The 22,213-nt window shown below is 74.6% G+C and carries 18 protein-coding genes; 11 read left to right on the top strand and 7 right to left on the bottom strand.

Features of this window, described 5'->3' with window-relative positions:
- Nucleotides 1-19 precede the first annotated feature (19 nt).
- The gene (locus tag OG500_RS03660) at nt 20-1,234 is read right to left on the bottom strand and encodes a serine hydrolase domain-containing protein (RefSeq protein ID WP_327064899.1); all 1,215 of its coding nucleotides are present in this window, start codon (nt 1,232-1,234) and stop codon (nt 20-22) included.
- Between the two features lie 249 nt (nt 1,235-1,483).
- Here OG500_RS03660 and OG500_RS03655 point away from each other — a divergent pair, with 249 nt between their 5' ends.
- The 3 genes from OG500_RS03655 (at nt 1,484) to OG500_RS03645 (ending at nt 3,972) form a co-directional block, all read left to right on the top strand.
- A complete protein-coding gene (locus OG500_RS03655; protein WP_327064898.1) occupies nt 1,484-2,413 on the top strand; it encodes a DUF6891 domain-containing protein in 930 nt (309 codons plus the stop codon).
- Between the two features lie 162 nt (nt 2,414-2,575).
- Nucleotides 2,576-3,730, top strand: coding sequence for an inorganic phosphate transporter (locus OG500_RS03650; protein WP_327064897.1), 1,155 nt, complete (start codon nt 2,576-2,578; stop codon nt 3,728-3,730).
- A complete protein-coding gene (locus OG500_RS03645) occupies nt 3,727-3,972 on the top strand; it encodes a hypothetical protein (RefSeq protein ID WP_327064896.1) in 246 nt (81 codons plus the stop codon). The genes OG500_RS03650 and OG500_RS03645 overlap by 4 nt, the downstream gene beginning before the upstream one ends.
- Here the strand turns inward: OG500_RS03645 and OG500_RS03640 are convergent.
- Complete coding sequence (locus tag OG500_RS03640) at nt 3,959-4,870, bottom strand: LysR family transcriptional regulator (protein ID WP_327064895.1); 912 nt, start codon at nt 4,868-4,870, stop codon at nt 3,959-3,961. The two genes, OG500_RS03645 and OG500_RS03640, sit on opposite strands and share 14 nt — an antisense overlap.
- Nucleotides 4,871-4,954: 84 nt before the next feature.
- Between OG500_RS03640 and OG500_RS03635 the strand changes: the two genes are divergently transcribed.
- Entirely contained in the window at nt 4,955-5,971 is a 1,017-nt protein-coding gene (locus tag OG500_RS03635) for an EamA family transporter (protein WP_327064894.1), read from the top strand.
- 4 nt (nt 5,972-5,975) lie between these two features.
- Here OG500_RS03635 and OG500_RS03630 read toward each other — a convergent pair whose 3' ends face one another.
- Nucleotides 5,976-6,707: an SDR family oxidoreductase gene (locus OG500_RS03630; protein WP_327071435.1), complete on the bottom strand. Its 732-nt coding sequence runs from the start codon at nt 6,705-6,707 to the stop codon at nt 5,976-5,978.
- 177 nt (nt 6,708-6,884) lie between these two features.
- Between OG500_RS03630 and OG500_RS03625 the strand changes: the two genes are divergently transcribed.
- The 3 genes from OG500_RS03625 to OG500_RS03615 all read left to right on the top strand — a co-directional run bounded on the left by OG500_RS03625 (nt 6,885) and on the right by OG500_RS03615 (nt 11,257).
- A complete protein-coding gene (locus OG500_RS03625) occupies nt 6,885-7,475 on the top strand; it encodes a TetR/AcrR family transcriptional regulator (RefSeq protein WP_327071434.1) in 591 nt (196 codons plus the stop codon).
- Nucleotides 7,476-7,690: 215 nt separating this feature from the next.
- The gene (locus tag OG500_RS03620) at nt 7,691-9,460 is read left to right on the top strand and encodes a flavin monoamine oxidase family protein (RefSeq protein WP_442789306.1); all 1,770 of its coding nucleotides are present in this window, start codon (nt 7,691-7,693) and stop codon (nt 9,458-9,460) included.
- 168 nt (nt 9,461-9,628) lie between these two features.
- Nucleotides 9,629-11,257: an FAD-dependent monooxygenase gene (locus OG500_RS03615; protein ID WP_327064892.1), complete on the top strand. Its 1,629-nt coding sequence runs from the start codon at nt 9,629-9,631 to the stop codon at nt 11,255-11,257.
- Nucleotides 11,258-11,296: 39 nt separating this feature from the next.
- Here the strand turns inward: OG500_RS03615 and prpB are convergent, their stop codons facing one another.
- From prpB to OG500_RS03600, 3 genes are all read right to left on the bottom strand, one after another.
- Nucleotides 11,297-12,202, bottom strand: a complete 906-nt coding sequence (gene prpB / locus OG500_RS03610; protein ID WP_327071433.1) for a methylisocitrate lyase — start codon at nt 12,200-12,202, stop codon at nt 11,297-11,299.
- Nucleotides 12,203-12,244: 42 nt separating this feature from the next.
- Nucleotides 12,245-15,649, bottom strand: a complete 3,405-nt coding sequence (locus OG500_RS03605; protein WP_327064891.1) for a WD40 repeat domain-containing serine/threonine protein kinase — start codon at nt 15,647-15,649, stop codon at nt 12,245-12,247.
- Nucleotides 15,650-15,730: 81 nt separating this feature from the next.
- The gene (locus OG500_RS03600) at nt 15,731-16,228 is read right to left on the bottom strand and encodes an ATP-binding protein (RefSeq protein ID WP_327064890.1); all 498 of its coding nucleotides are present in this window, start codon (nt 16,226-16,228) and stop codon (nt 15,731-15,733) included.
- A gap of 267 nt (nt 16,229-16,495) precedes the next feature.
- Here OG500_RS03600 and OG500_RS03595 point away from each other — a divergent pair, with 267 nt between their 5' ends.
- From OG500_RS03595 to OG500_RS03580, 4 genes are all read left to right on the top strand, one after another.
- Nucleotides 16,496-16,858 (top strand): STAS domain-containing protein, encoded by a 363-nt coding sequence (locus OG500_RS03595; RefSeq protein WP_327064889.1) that lies wholly within the window; start codon nt 16,496-16,498, stop codon nt 16,856-16,858.
- 233 nt (nt 16,859-17,091) lie between these two features.
- Nucleotides 17,092-18,207, top strand: a complete 1,116-nt coding sequence (locus OG500_RS03590) for a CAP domain-containing protein (protein WP_329576463.1) — start codon at nt 17,092-17,094, stop codon at nt 18,205-18,207.
- Between the two features lie 201 nt (nt 18,208-18,408).
- On the top strand, nt 18,409-19,419 hold the full coding sequence (locus tag OG500_RS03585) for an Acg family FMN-binding oxidoreductase (protein WP_329576461.1): 1,011 nt from the start codon (nt 18,409-18,411) through the stop codon (nt 19,417-19,419).
- A gap of 103 nt (nt 19,420-19,522) precedes the next feature.
- Nucleotides 19,523-20,314: an NAD-dependent epimerase/dehydratase family protein gene (locus tag OG500_RS03580; protein ID WP_329587386.1), complete on the top strand. Its 792-nt coding sequence runs from the start codon at nt 19,523-19,525 to the stop codon at nt 20,312-20,314.
- Between the two features lie 103 nt (nt 20,315-20,417).
- Here the strand turns inward: OG500_RS03580 and OG500_RS03575 are convergent, their stop codons facing one another.
- Nucleotides 20,418-22,082, bottom strand: a complete 1,665-nt coding sequence (locus OG500_RS03575) for an RICIN domain-containing protein (protein WP_329576459.1) — start codon at nt 22,080-22,082, stop codon at nt 20,418-20,420.
- Nucleotides 22,083-22,213 lie beyond the last annotated feature (131 nt).

The raw sequence follows: 22,213 nt of genomic DNA, 5'->3' as shown, positions 1-22,213 counted from the left end.
GACCGCCCGGCGGCGGCTGTCAGGCATGCAGCATCGCGCAGACGGCCGCGTCGACCACGGCGTGGTCGGCTGCTGCGGCCGGGGGTTGGGCGATGCCGAAGACGGTGGTGGTGAAGACGGAGACGGTGCGGTGGCCGGTGGGGTCGGTGTACTCCTCGGAGGAGTAGCCGGGGACCTGGCCGTCGTGGCCCCAGACCGTGCCGCACGGGGTGACCACCTGCTCAAGACCCAGGCCGTAGCGGTTCGCGGTGTCCGGGCCTTCGGAGACGGTGGTCTCCATCTCCTTCAACTGCGCCGACGGTAGCAGCTTTCCGCTCAGCAGGGCCCGGTCGAAGCGGGCCCAGTCGCCGGCGGTGGAGACCATGCCGCCGGCCGCCCACTCGGTGCTGAGTGCCGTCGCGGTGGTGTCCACATAGCCGTCGGGGCGCTCCGGACCCGCGAACGCCGAGCCGGGCGGCGTGCCCGGCGGGAGGACCGGGGCGAGGTGGGCGGCGTCCGGCTCGTAGCCGTGCGCCAGGTTCGGCGACCCCGGGGTGCTGGTGCCGCCTCCCGTGTCCAGGTGGGTGTGCGTCAGGTGGAGCGGCTGGGTGATGCGTTGCCGGATCAGGTCCGCGATGCCCTGGCCGCTGGCCTGTTCGGCGACCAGGCCGAGGGCGACGTAGTTGGTGTTGCTGTAGGAGTACCGGGTGCCGGGGGCGAACAGTGCAGGGTGCTGCACCGCGGCGGCGATCAGCTGGCGGGGGCTCCAGGAGCGGGTGTCCTGGCCGGTGAAACTGCGCAGCACGGCCGGGTCGTTGGCGTAGTTGAACAGGCCGCTGGTGTGGTCGAGCAGCATCCGCACGGTGATCTGCTCGCCGTCCGGGATCAGACCGGGCAGCCACCTGCTGACCGGATCCGTGAGGCTGATCCGGCGCTCGGCGACCAGTTGCAGCACGACGGTGGCGACCATCGTCTTGGTGTTGGAGCCCATCTTGAACTCGTCGTCGGCGCCCAGCCGGTGGTCCGCCCGTGACCAGGGTGCCTGCTGCGCGATGTCGAGGACCTGGCCGCCGCCCTCGTCGACCCGGACGGCGACACCGGGAGCCCCGGCGGCCACGTCCTGGCGGACCAGCTCGGCCAGCCGCACCCGCCAGGCGGCGGAGGCGGACGACGGCGCCGGGCCGGCCGCCGTCGCGGAGGCGGTGGTGCAGAGGGCGAGCGGACCGGCGAGCGCGGTGACCAGGGCCAGCGGCACGAGGATTCGGCGATGAGCGGGCAGTGTTCGGTGTTGCACAACGACCCCCAAGCGGGCGGCGGCGCCAGGCAGAGCAAGTGGGGCCGCCCGAGGACTGACGGTTGATCGGACCCTCTCAGCCTGGCGCCGGCGGAGCGACGATCCCACCCGGCCTGCCCCCGTCCCCGGGATGGGGCTTTCCCCACCGTCCATCCGTTCGCAACGGACGCCGGGCGGCCTGCTGTCAGGGGAGTGTGCCAGAGTCTGCGCATGCTTGAGATCGTGGTGGAGACGGAGAACGGCGAGCGGCACGTCCGGGTGTCCGCCGAGGAGTTGGCCGGGTTGGTCCGGCGGATCGGCAACGAGGGTGACCGGTTCCTGGTGCTGCGACGGCACCCGGACCAGCCCGACGTCTTCGCCCAGGTCTGGCACGAGTCCGGCGGGCCGTACACGCTGGAGCACCGCGACGGCGCCGCCGACCGGCACCTCCAGGCGACGCTCGACGGCCCCGATGCCGTGGTCGCGGCGGTCAGCGGTTGGGCCCGCCAGCAGGCGGGTTGGGACACCGGTCCGGCGTGGTCGCCGCTGGACCTCGGTCCCGCCCGCGAGGTGCTGCCACCAGGAGAGGCGATGGACCTCGACGAGGACGAGCGCGCGGAGTTGGCGCAGCGCGTCCGCGAGGTGCTGGTCGGCGGCTACGCCGACCGCGAGGAGCTGGCGGAGCTCGCCGAGGACTACCTGGTCACCGCGGACCGCCGGCCCGTGTCGCCCGAGCAGGCGCAGGCGCTGGTCGAGCGGATGTGGCAGGAGCGCCTCGCGGAGCAGGCCGGCTGGCCGGCGGAGACCGACCCCGATCGGCTCACCCGCGCGTTCGACGCCCTGGAGGAGGCCGGGATCACCGCCCGCGAGAACTTCACCTGCTGCCACAGCTGCGGCCAGTCCGAGATCGGCGGCGAGAGCGAGCCCGACGCCCGCGGCTTCGTCTACTTCCACACCCAGAGCACGGACGCCGCCGCGGCCGGCCAGGGACTGACGCTGCACTACGGCGGCTTCGACGGCTCGTCCCGGACCACCACGGCCGTCGGCCAGGAGGTGGTGGCCGCCCTCGAAGCCGCCGGCCTCCCCACCGACTGGGACGGCGACCCCGGCCGTGCCATCACCGTCACCCCGCTGGACTGGCGCCGCCGCCTGGTCGGCTAGGACCGGACAGGCCCTGGGGCCTCCTGGCCGGGCGTCACCTCCAAGGCCTCGCCGACGGGCGACGCCCGCCAGTGGTCCGATCGGATGGCGGTCCCGGCCCGTCCGGCGCGCCGGGTCGCGGCGGCCGGTGGCATCGTGGGCCGAGAGGCTAGGTTCGACCGCGTGACCGGCAACGATGCGGTCCTGGCGCTGGTGGTTCTCACCGCGCTGGGGTTCGATTTCACCAATGGATTCCATGACACCGGCAACGCCATGGCGACCTCGATCGTCACCGGCGCGCTGCCGCCGCGCGTGGCGGTCGCCGTCTCGGCGGTGCTGAACCTGGCGGGGGCGTTCCTGTCGACCGAGGTGGCGGCGACCATCGCCAGCGGCCTGGTCAACAGTCACGTCGTGACGCTGACGGTGGTCTTCGCGGGCCTGACCGGCGCCATCCTGTGGAACCTGGCCACCTGGTTCCTCGGGATCCCGTCCAGTTCCTCGCACGCGCTGATCGGTGGCGTCATCGGGGCGACCATGGCGGCGGCGGGCGGGTCGGCCGTCAAGTGGCAGGGCGTGGTCTCCAAGGTGATCGTGCCCGCCGCGCTGTCGCCCTTCATCGCGGGCGCGATCGCCGCCCTCGGCACCTGGCTGGTCTACCGCCTGACCCGGCAGGTGGCCGAGCGTCCGCGCGCGCACGGCTTCCGGATCGGGCAGGTCGGCTCGGCCTCGATGGTGTCGCTGGCCCACGGCACCAACGACGCGCAGAAGACGATGGGCATCATCACGCTGGCGCTGATCGCCAACGGGACGCTGCACAGCGGTGCGAAGTCGCCGGACTGGGTGATCGCCTCCTGCGCGGTGGCGATCGCCCTGGGGACGTACATCGGCGGCTGGCGGGTCATCCGGGCGCTGGGCAAGGGGCTGGTGGAGATCGAGCCGGCGCAGGGGCTGGCCAGCGAGTCGGCCTCGGCGGCGGTGATCCTCGCCTCCACCGACTTCGGCTACTCGCTCTCCACCACCCACGTGGCGACCGGCTCGATCCTGGGCGCCGGGGTCGGCAAGAAGGGCGCGGAGGTGCGCTGGCACATCGCGCGCCGGATGGTCATGGCCTGGCTGCTGACCCTGCCGGCGGCGGCGCTGGTCGGTGCCGTGGCCTACTGGGCCGCGCACGGGATCGGCGGTACCGCAGGCGTCGTGGTGATCTTCATCGTGCTGGTGCTCGCCTCGATCGCCTTCTTCGTGGCCTCGCGCCACCCGGCGGTCACGCCGGAGAATGTCAACGCCGCATGGACCGGCACGGTCGTCCCGGCGCCCACCACCGACGAGGCGGCCTCGTGAACTCCTGGATCAACCTGAACGCGCTGTGGAAGATCGTCGTGGTCGGCCTGCTCACCGGGGCCGGACTGCCGGCGCTGTTCGCGATCGGCCTGCGCCTGCTCAGCCCGCCGGCCCCGTCCGGCGGGGCGGCGGCGGGGCGGTCCGCCGCCGGGCCGGTGGGCTACGCCCTGGCCGGGCTGTGCTTCGCCGTGGTGCTCGCGGCGATCGGCTGGGGCATCTCCGTGATCGTCAATCACAGTTGACGCGGGCCCGGTGCGCGGCGGCGCTGAGCAGGCCGGTCACCAGGGCGAGCGGCGGCCAGTCGAGGCGGCCGTGCCGGGCCACCGCGTAGGCCCGCAGCTCGACGTCGGGGGCGGCCAGCGGGACGAGCCGCACGCCGGGCAGGGTCGGGAAGTCCACCGGTAGCAGCGCCACGCCCAGGCCCGCCACGATCATCTCCTGCACCAGGTCGAGGCTGTCGGCCTGGTGGGTGACCCGGGGGTGGAACCCCGCCATCGAGGCGAGCGTGCGGATGACCTTCTCGTCCGCCGTGTTGCGGGAGTTGACGATCCAGTCGTGGGTCCGGAAACGGGCGAAGACGTCCAGCGTCGTGCTCCCTGCACCGGGCTCGGCGTCGGCCGGCACGCCGAGCCCCCACCGGGCGGTCCACAGCGGGGTCGCGCTGACGGTGGGGTCCTCGGCGGCCGGGGCGAGGTTGTAGTCGTAGGTGAGCGCGAGGTCCACCTGGTCGGTGGCCAGCAGCTCCAGCGACTCGGCGGGTTCGTGTTCGCGGATCAGCAGGTGGACCTGGGGACTGGTCGCGGCGAGGTCGACCACGACGGGCAGCAGGTAGCCGCGGATCGCGGTGGCGAAGCCGGCGACCCGCAGCGTGCCGTTGGGCTCGGCGCCCGGGCCGAGGTCACGGTGCGCGCTCTCCACCGCGGCGAGGATCGTCACCGCGTGCTCGGCCAGCCGCCGGCCCGCCGGCGTGAGGCGGACCAGCCGTCCGGCGGGCTCGATCAGCGCGGTGCCCATGTCCCGGGACAGGGTGGCGACCTGCTGGGAGACCGTCGAGGTGGTGATGCCGAGCACATCCGCGACCGCGCGCATCGAGCCCAGCCGGGACAACTCCGCCAGGATCTGCAGTCGCCGTGTGTCCATCCGGCCATTGTTCATGATTCCCGAACGGATTGTCCATGATCGGCATGTGGACGGAAACAGTACGCACGTCATCTACTGATGCCCATGAGCCCGCTGGAAACCGCCGCCCGTCCCCTTGCCGCCCGCCCGCGCCTGCACACCGCCCAGGGCGGAGCCCTGATGGCCATGGGGTCGATGTCCTCGGTCCAGCTCGGGCTGGCCCTGTCGGTGCCGCTCTTCGCGCAGCTCGGCGCCCTGGGCACGGCCGGACTGCGACTGGCCTGGGCCGGGCTGCTGGTCCTGCTGCTGATACGCCCGCGCCCGCGCGACTTCGCCCGCCGGGACCTGCTGGCGAGCGTGCTGCTGGGCCTGGTCACCGCCGGCATGGTGGTGCTCTTCATGCTCGCCGCCGCGCGCATCCCGCTGGGCACCGCGAGCGCGCTGGAGTTCCTCGGCCCGCTCGCGGTCTCCCTGCTGCGCTCCGGCGGACGCAAGCACTGGGCGGTGCTGGCCGGCTTCGGCGTCGTCCTGCTGACCGAGCCGTGGCAGGGCGGGATCGACCCGGCAGGGCTCGGTTTCGCACTCGGCGCGGCAGCCTGCTGGGGTGCCTACATCCTGCTGACCCAGCGCGTCGGTGACCAGGTCACGGGGCTCAAGGGGCTGGCGGTCTCGCTGCCGGTGGCCGGTGTGGTCGCCACGCTGGTCGCCGCCCCCTCGGGGTTCGGCCGGCTGACCTGGCCGCTGCTGCTCGTCATGCTGGGGCTGGCCGTGCTGAGCACCGTGGTGCCCTACACGCTCGAATTCCTCGCGCTGCGCCGCCTCTCCGCCGGCGCCTTCGGCACCCTGATGAGCCTGGAGCCGGCGATCGCGCTGGTGATGGGCCTGCTGGTGCTCGGTCAGGTGCCCGGCGCGGCGCCGGCCGTCGGCGTGGTCCTGGTGGTGATCGCGGGCGCCGGCGCGACCCGCACCGGCGCCCGCGAGGCGGAGCCGGTGCAGGACACGCAGCCGGTGCAGGGCGTGGTGCCGGTGCGGGACGTTGAGCCGCGCCAGGATGTGGAGCCGGTGCGGGAGGGCGAGGCGTCGGTGGAGGCCGAGGACCGGGAGCCCGCGCTCTGCGCGTGAAGCCTCAGCCCTGGGCGGTCGGGCGGACCACGATGTCACCGACGTCGACCCCGTCCGGCTGCTCGATGGCGAAGGCGATGGCCCGAGCCACGGCCTCCGGCGGGAGCGCGATCTTCATCAGCTCGTCGATCCCGGGCTTGACCGCCGGGTCCATCCGCTCCGCGAAGTCCGTCCGGACGGCGCCGGGCGACACGACCGTCACCCGCAGGCTGTCGCCGGCCTCCTGGCGCAGGCCCTCGGAGAGGGTGCGCACGGCGTTCTTCGTGGCGGCGTACACGGACTGCAGCGGCACGACGCGCAGGCCGGCCGTGGAGACGGTGTTGACGAAGTGCCCGAAGCCCTGCTCGCGGAAGACCGGCAGGGCCGCGGCGATCCCGTACAGGACCCCCTTGAGGTTGACGTCGACCATCTCCTCCCAGTCCTCGACCCGCAGGTCGTCCAGGCGGGAGATCAGCCCGACCCCGGCATTGCCGACCAGGACGTCGAGCCTGCCGTAGCGCTCGCGCGCCAGCTCGACGAGGGCGGCGAGGTCCTCGCGTCGCGTCACGTCCGTGCGGGCCCAGGCGACGGTTCCGCCGGCCTGCTCGATGCGGGCGGCCAGGGCTTCGAGCCGCTCCGGGCGGCGCGCCCCGAGCACGATCTTCGCGCCGCGCCCGGCCAGCAGCAGTGCGGTCGCCTCGCCGATGCCGCTACTGGCGCCGGTGATCGCCACGACCTTGCCTTCGATGCCTTCGATACCTTCGATTCGCGCTTCGGACATGCTCGACAGCCTTTGCAGAGGGGGTGGGGGCAGGCCAGGCCGTGCCCTAGAGTGAAAGTGGAGGCGCCGCCACTTCATCCAGGCTAACTGGCGGCGCCTCCACTTAGCAATGGAGCGAAGAGGAGAGGGCCACCGATGACCCCAGACGTGCCGATGACCCCGGGCGCGGGACGCCCGCTGCGGGCCGACGCGCAGCGCAACCGGGAGAAGATCCTGGCCGCCGCGGTGCGGGTGTTCACCGAGGAGGGCCTCGACGCCCACTTCGAACGCATCGCCAGGGAGGCGGGCGTGGGCACCGGCACCCTCTACCGCAACTTCCCGACCCGGGAGGCCCTGATCGAGGCGGCCTACCGCAACGAGGTGGCCCGGCTGTGCGACGCCGTCCCCGAGCTCCTCGCGGCGATGCCGCCGGCCCAGGCCCTGCGGGTGTGGACCCGTCGCTTCATCGACTACGCCACCGCCAAGCTCGGCATGGCCGAGGCCCTGCGGGCCGTCGTCGCCTCGGGCGGCAACCCCTATGCCGACAGCCACGAGCTGATCCAGAGCGCCCTCGCCGCGCTGATGGACGCCGCCATCGCGGCCGGTGCGATCCGGTCCGACATCGGTGCGACCGACATGTTCGCCGCCCTCGCCGGCATCGCCCTCACCTCCGCCGGGCCCGGGCAGCGGGAGCAGGCCGAACGTCTTCTCGACCTCACGTTGGACGGGCTGAAGGCCGGGCCGCGGGCGTTGCCCGAGGACTGACGACCCGAAACACAGCGGCATCGGTTGTGCACGTCCGGGTGAACGGCTTCGACTTCTCGTGTCCTTGATCCGCCGAATGAGTTGCGTCGGGTGTTGGTGTCCCCGACTCAGGAGTTCCTGTGGATCAGCCTTTCAACGGACAGCAGTTGCCCGCCGACGAGCGCACCGGGGTCTCCCGGCGCGCCCTGGTCGGTTCGGCGGCCGGTGTCGCCGCGATGGCCGGTGTGACCGGTCTCGCCCACCGCGCGGTCGCCGCCGCCGCCCCGGCCGCCGCGCCCGCCGCCACCCCGGCCGCCCCCGTGCCGGGTGCCGGCAGCGGGGGCGGCGCCGACGAGGCGCAGAGCCGGGATCTGGCCCGGAAGATGCTGTTGGTCAGCGACGACGAACAGGAGGACCTCAAGCTCTCCTACCTGCGGATCCTGATCGACGAGAAGCTGCCGCCCCGCGCACCGCGCAAGAAGGTGCTGATCGTGGGCGCGGGCGTGGCCGGTATGACGGCCGCCCACCTGCTCAAGCAGGCCGGGCACGAGGTGGTGGTCATCGAGGCGAACGGCAGCCGGGTGGGCGGCCGGGTCAAGACCTTCCGCGGGATCTTCGCCGACCCGAACCTGCATGCCGAGGCCGGAGCGATGCGGCTGCCCGACTTCCACCCCCTGGTCCTGGCGCTGGCCGACAAGCTCGGCCTCAAGCGCCGGCTCTTCTACAACACCGACGTGGCGCCGGGCGCCGAGCCCACCGGAGCGGTGCCACCGGTGGTGTACCGCTCGTTCACCGGCGAGACCTGGAGCAACGGCCAGGACGACGGCTCGTTCCGCCCGCCGGCCGCCACCCTGCGCACCGGGATCGCCGTCAACGGCACCCAGACCTCGCGCGCCTCCTACGCGCAGTCGCCCCGCAGGGTCAACGCCACCTTCGGCACCGCCCTCGACAGCACCACCACCGACGCGGTCACCAAGGCGTTCGCGGACGTCACCGTGCCCGACGGCCCGATCGGCGACCAACTCGACGGCTGGGCCCGCGTCTTCCAGCGCTACGACGGCTACTCCACGCACCGCTACCTGGTCGAGCAGGCCGGCCTGGACCTCGCCACGATCCAGGCCGTCGGCACGCTGGAGAACATGACCTCGCGGCTGCACTACTCGCTGATCCCCACCCTGATCGACCACGCCGTGATCAGCCCCACCAACCGCTACTGGGAGCTGGAGGGCGGCACCGACGTGCTGACCGAGGCGCTGGCGAGCGGGCTGCGCAACGAGCTGCGGCTGGGGCGCCGGATGACCCGGCTGGTGCAGACCGCGGCCGGGGTGCGGATCGAGACCACCGCCGAGAGCGGCACCGAGGAGTCCTGCGACGGTGCGCCGACCACGCCGACGGAGACCTTCGAGGGCGACTACGCGATCGTCACCGTCCCGTTCAGCGCCCTGCGGTTCTGCTCGGTCGAGCCGCTGATGTCGTACCAGAAGCGCCGCGCCGTCAACGAGTTGCACTACGACTCGGCGACCAAGGTGCTGCTGGAGTTCAAGACCCGCTTCTGGGAGGAGGGGCCGACCGGCGCCACCGGCGGCGGCTGCGTCTCGGACAGCGCGAGCCGCTTCACCTACTTCCCCTCGCACTCCCCGGCCGGTTCGCGCGGCGGGGTCGTGCTGGCGGCCTACACCTGGTCCGACGACGCCATGCGCTGGGACTCGCTCACCCCCGGCGAGCGGTACGCGTTCGCCCTCAACGACATGGAGAAGCTCTACGGGCCCAAGGTCCGCACCGAGTTCACCGGGGTCGGCGCCACGCAGTCGTGGGCCCGGGCCCGCTACGCGCTGGGCGAGGCCGTCATCTTCACCCCCGGCCAGCTGCACGAGCTGCACCCCGCCTCGCGCACCGTCGAGGGCCGGGTCCACTTCGCCGGCGAGCACACCAGCCTCAAGCCCGCCTGGATCGAGGGCGCCCTGGAGTCCGCGGTCCGCGCCTTCCTGGAGGTGCACCCGCGCTGACCGGGCCCTGAGGTGAGAGGCCTGCCCGGTCCACCGCCGGCGTCGGCACGAGGACGTGCGCAGTGGCGGTGGGCGCGGGAGGCTGGAAGGAGCGGTGGTCCCCGGCCGCTCCCTCCGGCCGCCCGCCCTGCCAGGCGCGCAGTGCGACCCAGCCGAGGAGACCGGATCATGACCGATGTCGATGTCCTGGTCGTGGGGGCCGGACCGGTCGGACTGACCATGGCCGCGGAGTTACGGCGGCACGGCGTCGAATGCCGGATCGTCGACAGGCTGGCCGCGCCACAGCGGTTCGCCAAGGCGGTCGGTGTGCAGCCCCGCACCCTGGAGCTGTGGGACGCGATGGGGCTGGTCCGCGAGGCGCTGGACGAGGCGCTGCCGCTGCGCGGCCAGCTGCAGTTCGCCGACGGGCACCCGGGCCCGCGGCTGGACCTCGTGCTGCCGCCGGAGGTCCCGTACGGCTTCGCCGCGCTGCCCCAGTACACGACCGAGTGGCTGCTGACCCGGCACCTGGCGCGGTTCGGCACCATGGTGGAGCGCGGTACCGAGCTGCGGGCCCTCGCGCAGGAGGCCGACCTGGTCCGGGCCGAGCTGAGCACCGCGCAGGGTACCGAGCAGCTCCGGGCCCGCCACGTGGTGGGCTGCGACGGCGCCCACAGCCTGGTCCGGCGCGCCGCCGCACTGAGCTTCGAGGGCGACGCCTTCCCCGAGCAGTACATGCTCGGGGACGTCGAGGTGGACTGGGACCTGCCCACCGGATACACCGTGCGCGCCGTCCACCACGACGGCGACGGCGCCGTGGACGACCTGCTGGTGTGCATCCCGCTCCCGGGCGAGCGCCGGTACCGGATGTCGATGATGGTTCCGCCGGAACTGGCCCACGGCCCGGGGAACGACGGGGACGGCGTGGTGCACGGTCTGGAGCGCGGTCGCGAACCGGAGCTGCGGCACATCCAGGCCGTCCTCGACCGGCTCGCCCCGCAGCCCACCACCGCCTCGGCGCTGCGCTGGTCCTCGACCTTCCGGATCAGCCACCGGCTGGTCGACCGCTACCGCGCCGGGCGCCTGTTCGTGGCGGGGGACGCCGCCCACATCCACCCGCCCACCGGCGCCCAGGGGATGAACACCGGGGTGCAGGACGCCGTCAACCTGGCGTGGAAGCTGGCCCTGGACGTGCGCGGCATCGCGGCCGAGGACCTGCTCGACAGCTACCACGCCGAGCGCCACCCGGTGGGCGAGGAGGTCGTCGGGCGGACGGTGCGGCACGCCCGGGCGGGCATCGAGTCCGACCCGCAGGACCGCGCCACGCTGCTGCTGCGCGAGGCCCAGCTCCTGGTCGGCTACCCCGACAGTCCGCTGACCGAGCCCGCCGCCGCGGGCGCGCAGCACCCCGGCGGACCGGCCCCGGGCGACCGCGCGCCCGACTGCGCCGGCCTGCTGCGCGACCTCGCGGCCTATCCGCACCGCCTCTTCGACCTGCTGCGCGGCCCGTGCCACACCCTGCTGCTGTACGCCGGGCCCGACACCTCCGCCGAACTCCTGCACGCCTGCGCCGCCGCGGCCGACCGGGCGGCGCACGGCCTGCTGGACAGCTACGTGATCCACGCGCCCGACACCCGGCCCGCGGGACTGCGCCTGCCGCGCGCGGCGGACGGCGCCGGTGCGTTCCGGGCCGGCTACGCCCCGCGCGCGGGCGAGGCGTTCGTCGTCCGTCCCGACGGCTACCTCGGCGCACGCTTGGGCCCCGCCACCCCGCAGCTCCTCGCCGCGCACCTGCGCCGGACCTTCGCCCCGGCCTGAGACGGCCCTGGCGGGAGCCCGGGCGCCGGCCGCGGTGTGTCAGGTGCCGGGCGGGAGGGTGAAGTCGAAGACGGAGGTGTCGAACGCGGTGTACTCCTGGTAGCCGAGGAGGTCGTAGAGGCGGGATCGGGTCTGCATGCGGGGCAGCAGGGAGGCCTGGGTGCCTTCGGCGGCGAGGGTGCGCAGTCCGTCCTCGACGGCGCCCATGGCCAGGCGCAGCAGGGTGACCGGGTAGAGGGCGATGTCGTAGCCGAGGTCCTGCAGGGTGCGGGCGTCGAGCAGGGGGCCTTTGCCGAACTCGGTCATGTTGGCGAGCAGCGGGACGTCGACGGCTTTGCGGAAGGCGGCGAACTCGGCCTCGTCGGCGAGGGCTTCGGGGAAGACGGCATCGGCGCCGGCGTCGACGTAGGCCTTGGCGCGGTCGATGGCGGCGGGCAGGCCCTCGACCGCGCGGGCGTCGGTGCGGGCCATCAGCAGGAAGTCGGGGTCGCGGCGGGCCTCGACGGCGGCGCGCAGGCGGCGGGTCATCTCTTCGCGGGGGACGACCGCCTTGCCGTCGAGGTGGCCGCAGCGCTTGGGGTTGACCTGGTCCTCCAGGTGCAGCCCGGCCAGGCCGGCGTCCTCCATGAGTTGGACGGTGCGGGCGGCGTTCATCGGCTCGCCGAAGCCGGTGTCGGCGTCGATGAGGACGGGCAGGTCGGTGGCCCGGGTGGTCTGCTGGGCACGGGCGGCGACCTCGGTGGCGGTGGTCAGGCCGATGTCGGGCAGGCCCAGATCGGCGGCCATGGCGGCGCCGGAGAGGTAGGCGGCCTCGAAACCGGTGTCCTGGATGAGCCGGGCCGACAACGGGTTGATGGCACCGGGCATCGCCAACAGGCGCCCGGTGGCCAGGCGTTCACGCAGCGCCCGGCGGCGCTCGGCGGGCGTGGTGCGGGTGTGCAGGATCACGGGGCTCCTCGGTGCTGGTTCGGTGGAGATGACGCAGGGTCAGGAGGTGGCGGAGAGTTCCCAGTCGAGCTCCCACAGACGCATCGTGCCATCGGCGCTGCCGGACAGCACGAACCGCGCGTCCGGGGTCAGCGCCAGGCTCCACACCTCGCGGCCGTGGCCTTCGAGGACCTGCAGGCAGCGGCCGGTGCGGGTGTCCCAGATCCGGACGGCGTTGTCGTGGCCGCCGGAGACCGCGAAGCTGCCGTCGGCGGTGAGGCGGACGACCATCGACTCGGCGGGCTGCTCCTCGAACGCCCGCAGGAACTCCCCGGTGGCGGCGTCCCACAGGCGCAGCGTGCGGTCCCCGTACCGCCCGCTGGAGAGCAGGTACCGGCCGTCGGCGCTCAGGCAGACCGAGCCCACCGTGCCGACCGGGCCGACCACCGGGTGGGTCAGGCGCAGCGGCTCGGCGTCGGTCCGTCGCCAGAGCAGGATCTCGCCACCGCTCCCGCCGCAGACGGCCCGCTTTCCGTCGGGGCTGAGCTGGACCGACCTCGGGTGTGCGGGGTGCCCGGTCAGCACCCGCAGGCAACGGCCGCTGTCCAGGTTCCACAGGCGCAGCGCGTGGTCGCGGCTGACGGCCAGGGCGAGCCGGCCGTCGGCGCTGTAGCTCACCGACGCCGGGGAGCCGGACGCGCCGGTGCTCGACCTGGGGTCACGCCCGAAGGTGTCGGTCCAGCTCAGCTGCCGACCGCCGGCCACCTCCCAGACCTGGAAGCTGCCACCGCCGCCGGCGATCGCCCGCCGGCCGTCGGCGCTCAGGGCGACGGCGTTCACCAGGCTCATGGGCAGATCCGGCAGACGGGTGCCGGCGGTGAGGTCCCACAGCCGCACCGGGCCGGCGCCGCTGCCGGACACCCCGAGCCCGCCGTCCGCGGAGATTGCCACCGAGTACACGTGCGGGGCGCTCTGCCCGGCGAGCACGCGCACCTGCCAGGCGCCCCGCAGACCGACACGGGGCGTGGCGCGGCCCAGCTCCCGCCAGGCGGCGAGCACCGCCGGCGCCCGTTCGAAGCCGGGGACGATCCGGGCCCGGGTGAGCAGGTCGAGCGCGGCGCCGTAGCGGCGTTCGGCGCTCGCCTGCTGCGCCTGGGCCAGCAGGGCCCGCACCTCGCCGTCGTGCCGGTCCAGTTCGGCGTGCCGGCGCGGGCGGCTGACCTGCATCGGGGCGCGGTGGCGCAGGGCGGGGGTCAGCTGCCACCAGCGGGCCGTGTCGTCCTCGCCCGCGGACAGCGCCGTGCGGGCGTCGGCAGCGATGTGGACGGCCGCGACCTGCTTCCCGTGCCCCTGGAAGGTCCGCAGGCAGCGGTGGAGCGCGAGGTCCCACAGGCGAACGGTGCCGTCCTCGCCGCCCGTGACCGCGTACCGCCCCTCGCCGCTGAGCGACAGTGACCTGACCGCGGCGACAGGCGCGGTGACCGTGCGGACGCACCGGCCCTCGCGCAGGTCCCACAGCTGGATCGTCAGCCCGGTGGTGGCGGTGGCGGCGGTGCGTCCGTCCGGGCTCAGCCAGATCGCGGTCGGGTAGCCCTCGACCGGCAGGTCGAGCCGGAGGCGACCGCGGTGCAGGTCCCACAGCTGCGTGGTGCCGCGCTCACGGTTGCTGACCAGCGCCAGGCCGCCGTCCGCGCTCAGTTCGAGCAGGCGGAAGTCGCCGGAGCGGTGGTCCGGGGCCGGGCCGAGCTGCCACCTGGGTCTCCCGCTGGGGAACTCCCAGACGCAGAGCCGGCCTTCGACGATCGCCGCCGCCGTCCGCGCGCCGGGGTCCAGCCGCAGCGATTGCACGTGGTGGAACCGCTGGGTGCCCGGCGGCGTGAAGCTCCGCAGGCACTGGCCGGTGGTCAGGTCCCAGAACCGGACGTCGTTGTCGGGGCCGACCGAGACCGCGAAGCGTCCGTCCGCGCTGATGTCGAGGCTGTTCACCCACGAGCCGAGGCCCTCCAGGCTGCGCAGCATGCGGCCGGTCCGCAGGTCCCAGAGCCGGACGGCCTCACCCGGGCTGCCGGGGCCGCTGTACGCGGTCACCGCGTACCGGTCGTCGGGGGTCAGCCGGATCTCCAGCCGGAGCGTGGAGGGCGAATCCCAGCCGACGGTGCGCACGTCCAGGGCGCGGTTGTCCGGTGCTTCACCCGAGCGGAGCGCCTCGCGGGCCGCCCGGATCTCCGGCTCGCCGGGGCGCTCGGCCTCGATGCCGTCGAGCAGTGAACGGGCGCCGTCGCGATCGCCGCGCTCCATGTGGACCTGGCAGAGCAGGTACCGGGCCTGCCAGGGGTCGCCGGTGCCGGCCCGCAGCGCGTCCAGGTCGGTGAGCAGGTCGTCGTCGGTGATCTCACCGCGCCGCCACCGGAACAGGCCCCGGTTGTAGGTGGCGTTCAGGTGGCGCGGGTCGGCCGCCAGCGCGGCGGCGAAGGCCTGCTCGGCTTCGGCGGACCGCCCGAGGTCCAGCAGCGACAGCGCCCGGTTGTTGAGCTCGTCGGCGCGCAGGTCGGCGGCGACCGGGGCGGGCCGGGGGTACCGGTCGCCCGTCACCCGCTCGTATTCCAGGGCCAGTTCGGCCGCCACCTCGGCCGCGGAGCGCGGGCGCCGGGCCGGCTCGTGGTCCAGGCAGCGCGCCAGCAGGTCGGCCAGACCGGGGGGCATGGCCGGCAGCCCCTCGGGGCGCGGGCGGCTGCGGTACAGCTCCAGCGCCGCGCCCGCGACGGGGCCGACGTACCAGCTCACCTCGCCGGTGAACATCTCCAGCACCGAGACGGCGAAGCTGTAGAGGTCGGTGCGCCGGCCCAGTCCAGCACCCGCGAACTGCTCCGGCGAGGCGTAGGCCGGCGTCATTCCGCCGGAGGTCACCGGCAGGCTGGCGCCGGGCCCGCCCGAGCTGCCGAAGCCGTCCGGGGCGAGCGGCCGGGCCCGGGCCAGGCCGAAGTCGGTGATCTTCGCCGTCCCCTGCCGGTCGAGCAGCACGTTGGCCGGCTTCACGTCCTGGTGCACCAGGCCCTGCTCGTGGGCGTGCTGCAGTCCCCGGGCGAGCTGGATCGCCAGGTCCAGGATGCGTGCCTGCGCCTGCTGCGGGGTGCCCCGGTACAAGCGCCGGTCGCGGATGTGCTCGCGCAGGCTGCCGCCGTCGAGGTACTCGGCGAACACCCGGGGGACCCCGTCGATCTCGCGCACGTAGTGGCAGCCGCACACGTGCGGGTGCAGGCCCAGCGACACCCAGGTCTGCGCCTCGGCGGTGAACTGCTCCCGGTCCCGCGCGGAGCGCAGGAGTTCGGGGCGGGGCGACTTCACCGCCAGGTCCGATCCCCAGAGCAGGTGCCGGACCCGGTGCACCAGCCCCATCCCGCCGGACTCGTGCACGGCGACGACCTCGTACCGGCCGTCGATCACCTCACCGATCTGCCACGTCATGGTCGCCCCCCGAACCGCTCCGCCCACTGTCGTCGACGAGGAGGACGCTCGGCGACCGGAGGTCGGTTCACCCGCTGTGCGTCACTGCCCGCGGGCCGGTCCGCCTGGTTCCGGCTGCCGCGGGCCGGGGGCCGCGATCTCGGCCCACACCCGCTTGCCCGCCGTGGTCGGCAGGCTGCCCCAGTGCTGGGCCACCACGCCGACGATGCGCAGGCCGTGTCCGCCCGGCCGGCCCGTGCGTCCGGTGAGCCGGGGCACCGGGCGGCGCGAGCTGGGGTCGGCGACCTCGATCCGCACCTCTCCGCCCGGCCGGCGGGACAGGGCGAGCTCGGTGGGGCCGACCGTGTGCAGGCAGGCGTTGGCGACCAGCTCGGAGACCACCAGCAGCACGTCATCGGCCGCCGCCTGCCCGTCCTCGTCGAAGGCCGGCAACCAGCCCCACGCGACCAGCGCCTCCCAGGCGAAGGCTCGGCAGCGGCGCACCGTCCCGGGCTGCGCGTCGCCGAGGCCGAGCCGCCGGTCCGCCCCAGGTGGCCGCGAGGCGCCGCCGCCCCGCCTCGCCACCGGTCCGTCCCGCATGGAACTCGCTCCGACCTGTCCGGTCCACGGGCAGCCGCCCGCTCCGCCGCCGCGCCTGCCCGTCGACCTGCCGCGCAAACACCACGGCGCCGCCGGCAGGAGCCGCATCCGCCGACGCGCTGTGTCAGAGTGAAAAAGAAGCGGGGGCGACCGATGCCGGAACCCGACAGCGGCGCCGCCGCGCCGATCCAGGCGATGCCCCGGTACGCCGCCCGGCCGCCGGGCCTCCCGGCGACCGGGCGCGACTCGATGACACGGAGGCCGGCGGTGACTGACGACGACGGTGGGGACCGGCTGACCGTGGCCCTCGAGGCGCGCGCCGGCAGCCGGGTCCTCGTGCTGACGGGCGAGCTGGAGCACGACAGTGCGCAGGTGCTGCGCGAGGCGCTGGACGGCTGTGTCCGGGAGGGGCCGTCCCGGATCCTGATCGACTTCGCGGGCGTGGTGTTCTGCGACTCCACCGGGCTCAACGTGCTGCTGCGGGCCCGGCAGGAGGCGCTCGCCGCGGACCGGCGCCTGGAGCTGTGCGCGCTCGGTGCCCAGGTGGCCAGGCTCTTCGAGATGACCGGTGCGGCCGACGTCTTCCCGGTCCACCCCAGCGTGGCGGGGGCGCTGGCCGCGCAGGGGTGAGGAGGGGCGCGGGTCGGCGCGTCCCTCGGTCTGCGGTCCGGGTCGGCGAAAGCCTGGGTGAGCGCTTCCTTAAGGCTCCTTATGGAAGCCCGGTATGCGGCATTCGTGCGTTTCAGGCTGTCTAGGATCCGGTAGCGCAGGACCGGGATCGAAAGTCCGTTCCAGGTTTTCCGTTATCCGTCGCCCTCCCGCGGGTCTCCTGTCACGGAAGGCCCTCGACAGCAGGAGAGCAGATGACCAGCTACGCCACCGACACCGACCCGGCCGTGCAGCCCTGGGACTGGGACGGCGACCGACCGGCGAACCGGCAGGACGCGGGTGCGCCGGCCCGCCGCGCCGGTGGTGGGTCCCACCGCCGAGGCGGCAAGGGCAAGAGCAACGACAACGGCAACGGCCGGCACCGGGCCAGGCGGGCGCTACCCGGCGCCAAACCCCTGCTCGCCGCGGTCGCCCTGGCGGCAACGGCGACGACGGTGGTGATCGGCGGCAACGCGTTGTCGACCGGCCCGCAGAACGGCAGGACGCTCGCGGATCCGGAGCCGCCGGCCGCGCCCGACGCCCTGACGGAGACCGCGTCCGGTTCGCCGGCCGCGCCCTCGGCCGCCCCGACCGCCTCGGCCGCCCCGAGCGCCACCACGGCCCCGAGCGCGTCGAGCCCCGGACCGACCCGGCTGCCCGGGGCCGGCATCAGCACCACGCCGGTCGCCTCGCCGACCGTCGGAGCACCGTCGAGCGCGCCCACCCCCGCCGGCGCACGGACCAGCGCCGCCCCACAGGCCCCGGCGGTGCCGAGCACCGTCCCCCTCCTCGCGCCGAGCCCGGCCGCCGCGCCGAGCCGCACCACCGCGCCGAGCCCCAGCACCGCCGCCCCCACCGCCGCGGCGCCGAACGGCATCACCGCGACCGACGCCGCCGGTGCCGACCTGAACGCAGCGGCCAACCAGGTGCTGGCCGTCATCAACCAGGCGCGGGCCGCCCAGGGCGTCGCGCCGCTGCAGATGCTCGCGGGCCTGCAGACCAGCGCGAACGCCCACAACCACACCATGGCCGGGGGGTGCGGGCTGGAGCACCAGTGCCCGGGTGAGCCCGCCTTCGGCGACCGCGAGAACGCCGCCGGCGTCCAGTGGGGGACGGCCGGTGAGAACATCGGCGACGGTGGCCCGGTGGCCGACACCACGGCCGCGATAGCCGACATGGCCGTCGGACTGACCAACAGCATGCTCGCCGAGCAGCCGCCGAACGACGGCCACCGCCGCAACATCCTCAACCCGGCGTTCAAGCACATCGGGATCGAACTGCTGCGCGACTCCTCGGGGACGGTGTGGATGACCCAGGACTTCTCCGACTGATCCGGGGCCGTCGGCGAGCGGAGCGCAGCCGGCCGGACCCTCGGACGGGTCCGGCCGGCGGTGATGCGGCGCTGGTGATGCGGTGGCAGTGACGCGGTGGCGGTGATGCGGTGGTGATGCCCAGCCCAGGCCCGGTCGGGGCCGGGGGTGGACCATGGCTATGGAGGCATCCGCCCCGCCCACCGGCCCGGGAGGCCCGCCATGATCGCCGCGGTCCTTGACGCCGCCACCCTGGAGAAACTGATCTCCGCTGCCGTGGCCGCTCCGTCCATCCACAACAGCCAGCCCTGGCACTTCACGCTGGTGCCGCGGACCGCCACCCTGGAGGTCCGCGCGGCCCCCGAGCGCGCGCTGCCCGCCATCGACCCGGAAGGCCGCGCGCTGTACATCTCGGTCGGCGCCGCCGTCCTCAACCTGCGCCTCGCCGCACAGGACCTGGGCTGGGCGCCGGAGGTGACGCTGCTGCCCGACCCCGGCGACCCCGACCTGCTGGCCGCGGTCGTGCTGGCGCAGCCCGCCGGGGCCGCCCCCGCGGTGCCCGCGAGGCTGCGGGAGGCGATCGGGCAGCGCCACTCGCAGCGCGAGCCCTTCACCGACCAGGCCGTGCCGACGGCCGTGCTGACCGAGCTGGCCGAGGCCGCCCGGGCGGAGGACGCCTGGCTGTACTTCCCCGACAGCGGCGAGCGCCGCCGGCTGCTGGAGCTGACCGCCGAGGCCGAGCGCCGCAGCGTCACCGACCCGGCTCGCAGCGCCGAGAGCCGCTCCTGGATCCGGGGCCCGGGCGCGGCCCCCTACGGCATCCCGCCCGAGGCGCTGGGCCCGCAGGATGCAGCCGGCCGCATCCCGATGCGCGACTACGCCGGGCTGCGCCTCGCCGAGCACCGGGCGCCCGCCGAGTTCGAGACCGACCCGTGCCTGGCGGTGCTCGCCACCCGCGGCGACCACCCGCAGGACTGGCTGCGGGCCGGGCTGGCGCTGGAGGCCGTGCTGCTGCACGCCACCGTGCACGGGGTGCGCGCCACGATGCTGCACCAGGCGCTGGAGTGGTCGGCGCTGCGCTGGGAGGCGCGCGATCCCGAGCGCGGACCGGGAGTCGTGCACATGCTGCTGCGCCTCGGCTACGGGCCCGAGGGTGCGCACACGCCCCGGCTGGGCGTGTCCGAGGTGCTGGACGACGGGGGACTCGCGGACGGCGGGCAGGGCGGTGCATGACCCGGCGCATGACCCACCCGGCGGTGGGGCAGCGTTCACTCCAGGGCCGGGCACCTGCCCGTCCGACCCGTGACCGTGAAGGCAGGTCCGCATGACTGATGTCCTGGGTGCCCGTCGCACCGTGCTGCTCACCGGGGCGGCCGGCGGGGTCGGTACCTTCCTGCGCGCGAGCCTGCCCGGCTACGGGTACGCGCTGCGGCTCTTCGACAAGGCACCGATCCCGGGCGAGCCCGCGGCCGTCGTGGCCGACCTCGCCGACACCGAGGCACTGGCCGCCGCCATGGCCGGTGTCGACGCCGTGGTGCACCTGGCCGGCATCGCGTCGGAGGCGCCGTTCCCGGACGTGCTGACCGCCAACATCGAGGGCACCTACCGCGTGTACGAGGCCGCGCGGGCCGCCGGAGTGCGCCGCGTGGTCTACGCGAGCAGCAACCACGCGGTCGGCTACACCGGACGTCCGGCCGACGGCAGCCTCGTCGGGGCCGACGTCCCGCACCGGCCGGACACCTACTACGGCCTGTCCAAGTGCTTCGGCGAGGACCTGGCCGCGCTCTACGCCGACAAGCACGGGATCTCGACCGTCTCGCTGCGGATCGGCTCGTGCTTCGCCGAGCCGCGCACGGTGCGCATGCTCGCCACCTGGCTCAGCCCCGCCGACTGCGGCCGCCTGGTCCATGCCGCGATCGGTGCCGAACTCTCCGGCCACCACGTGGTGTTCGGCATCTCCGCCAACACCCGTCGCTGGTGGGACCTGGAGCCGGGGCGGCGGCTGCTCGGCTACGAGCCGCAGGACGACGCCGAGCCGTACGCCGCGAAGCTGCTCGCCGAGCACGGTGAACTCACGTCGGACGATCCGGAGTTCGGCTACGTCGGCGGTGCGTTCACCACCATGTGAGAGCGGCCTGCGCCGCTGCCCGGCCACCGGCTCGGCCCGTGGCCCGACCGGTGGCCCGACCGGTGGCCCGACCGGTGGCTCAGCCGATGGCTCAGCCGGTGGCTCAGCCCATGGTGAAGTCGAAGCTCGCGGAGTGGTAGTAGTCGGGCAGCTGGACCAGCGGGGAGCCGATCCTCGGCAGGTCGCCCGGGGCCCAGTTCTGCGGGCCGAGCAGATGGGCGGGGTAGGCGCTGGCCGGCACCGCGGGCAGGAACCAGAGGCGGAACGAGCCGGGCGCCGCGTCCGAGGTGAACCGCCACAGCTGTTCGCTGCGGCCGGGGTCGGAGCGGCAGGCCTGCAGGGTGACGGTGACGGTGTCCCCGCCGTCGGTGGTGCCGTCCAGGCACTGGCCGGTGCCGGTGTTGCGCAACTGGAAGGTGCCCTGATCGGCCGTCAGCTGCTGCCAGCTCTGCGACGCGTCGCCGGTGCACTGCTGGAGCTGCACCGCGAGCAGCCCGTCGCCGGTGAGGCCCACGCAGAGCCCGGAGCTGCTGTTGACCAGGCGGAAGCCGACCGCGTCGGCGGACGGCGAGGGGCTCGGGGACGGGCTGGGGGAGGCGCTCGGCGAGGGCGCCGCGCTGGCGGCCGAGGGGCTGGGGGAGGGGCTGAGCGACACCGACGGGGACGCGGAGGCCGAGACCGGGGCGCTGACCTGGGGCGAGGGCGTGGCGGTGGCGGGCGGCGGGCTCGCGGACCCGCCGCCGGGCGTCGGCGAGGGCGTGAGCGAGGCCGGTATCAGGATGCTGCCGGCCAGTGGCGCGTGCGTGCCGGCCGCGTCCACGGCCGTCACGATCACCCCCGCCACCACCAGGGCCGCCAGCCCCCCGGCGCCCACCACGACGGTGAACACCAGCAGCCGCCGCCCGTCCAGCCGCGGCTCGCCGCCGTGCGGCCGGCGGGCCCGGGAGAAGACGGAGGGCGCGGGCGCGGCCGGGGGCGCGGCCGCCTCGCCGGTCCACAGCAGCAGGGCGCGCCGCAGCACGGGCCGCTCCCAGGCGTGGATGGCGGTGAGGTCCGCGTGGGCGTGCCGGCAGGCGGCGCAGCGGGCGAGGTGGCGGTCGAGCTCCCGGGCCTCCTGGGTGGGGCCGCGCCGGACGGTCCTGCCGAGCGCGCTCAGCAGGTGGCGGCAGGAGCGGCGGGGTGCGCGCGGGAGGTAGGCCTGCAGGTAGGCGTCGTGCAGGCTCTGCCGGGTCACCGTGTCGGGGATGGCGGGCGGGGTCGGGGGCTCAAGCAGGGTGCCGTCGGCCGACGGCTGCTCCAGGTGGTGCCACAGGTCGCTCTGGCGCGAGGGCGGCAGGCTCAGGAAGGCCTGCAGCAGGGTCGAGGCCGACTCGGCGGCGACCGACGCCCGGACCGCGGACCAGCCCCGGCCGGTGGCCGGCCGGGGCAGGGCGTCCAGCCAGGTGGTGAACTCGGCGGACAACTCGGCACGGCGCGCGGTGTCGGCCCAGATGGTGGCGGTGCGCCGCACCTCGGTGAGCAGCCACGGGCGCCAGCCGCGGCCTGGCCCGGTGCGGGTCCGGACGGCCGCCAGGGTCCGCGCGATGGCCTCGTCGGCGAGCTCCTGCGCGCTCTCGTCCTGCGCGCAGCACAGTCGCGCGTAGGCGACCACGGCGGGCCGGTGACGGCGGGCGAGCTCGTCGGCAGCCGGGTGGCCCGGACCGTCACCGGCCCGGATGCGGCGCGCGAGTTCGGCATCCGTGGTCGCGGCGGTCACCGGATCTGGCATCTCATCTCCTCCGCGCAATCCCTGGGGAGGTACGCAGTCGAACGGGCGGTGCCCAGCGCGGGAACACGCACGGCACCGGGCCGGTCGACGAATGACGGCGCCGGACGCGGGAGTTCCGTGCCGGACCGCAA

It is taken from the genome of Kitasatospora sp. NBC_01250, from assembly GCF_036226465.1.
In the GTDB taxonomy this organism is placed as follows: Bacteria; Actinomycetota; Actinomycetes; order Streptomycetales; family Streptomycetaceae; genus Kitasatospora.
The sequence above is the reverse complement of the archived record's forward strand: the minus strand, read 5'-3'. Positions and strand labels throughout refer to the sequence as shown.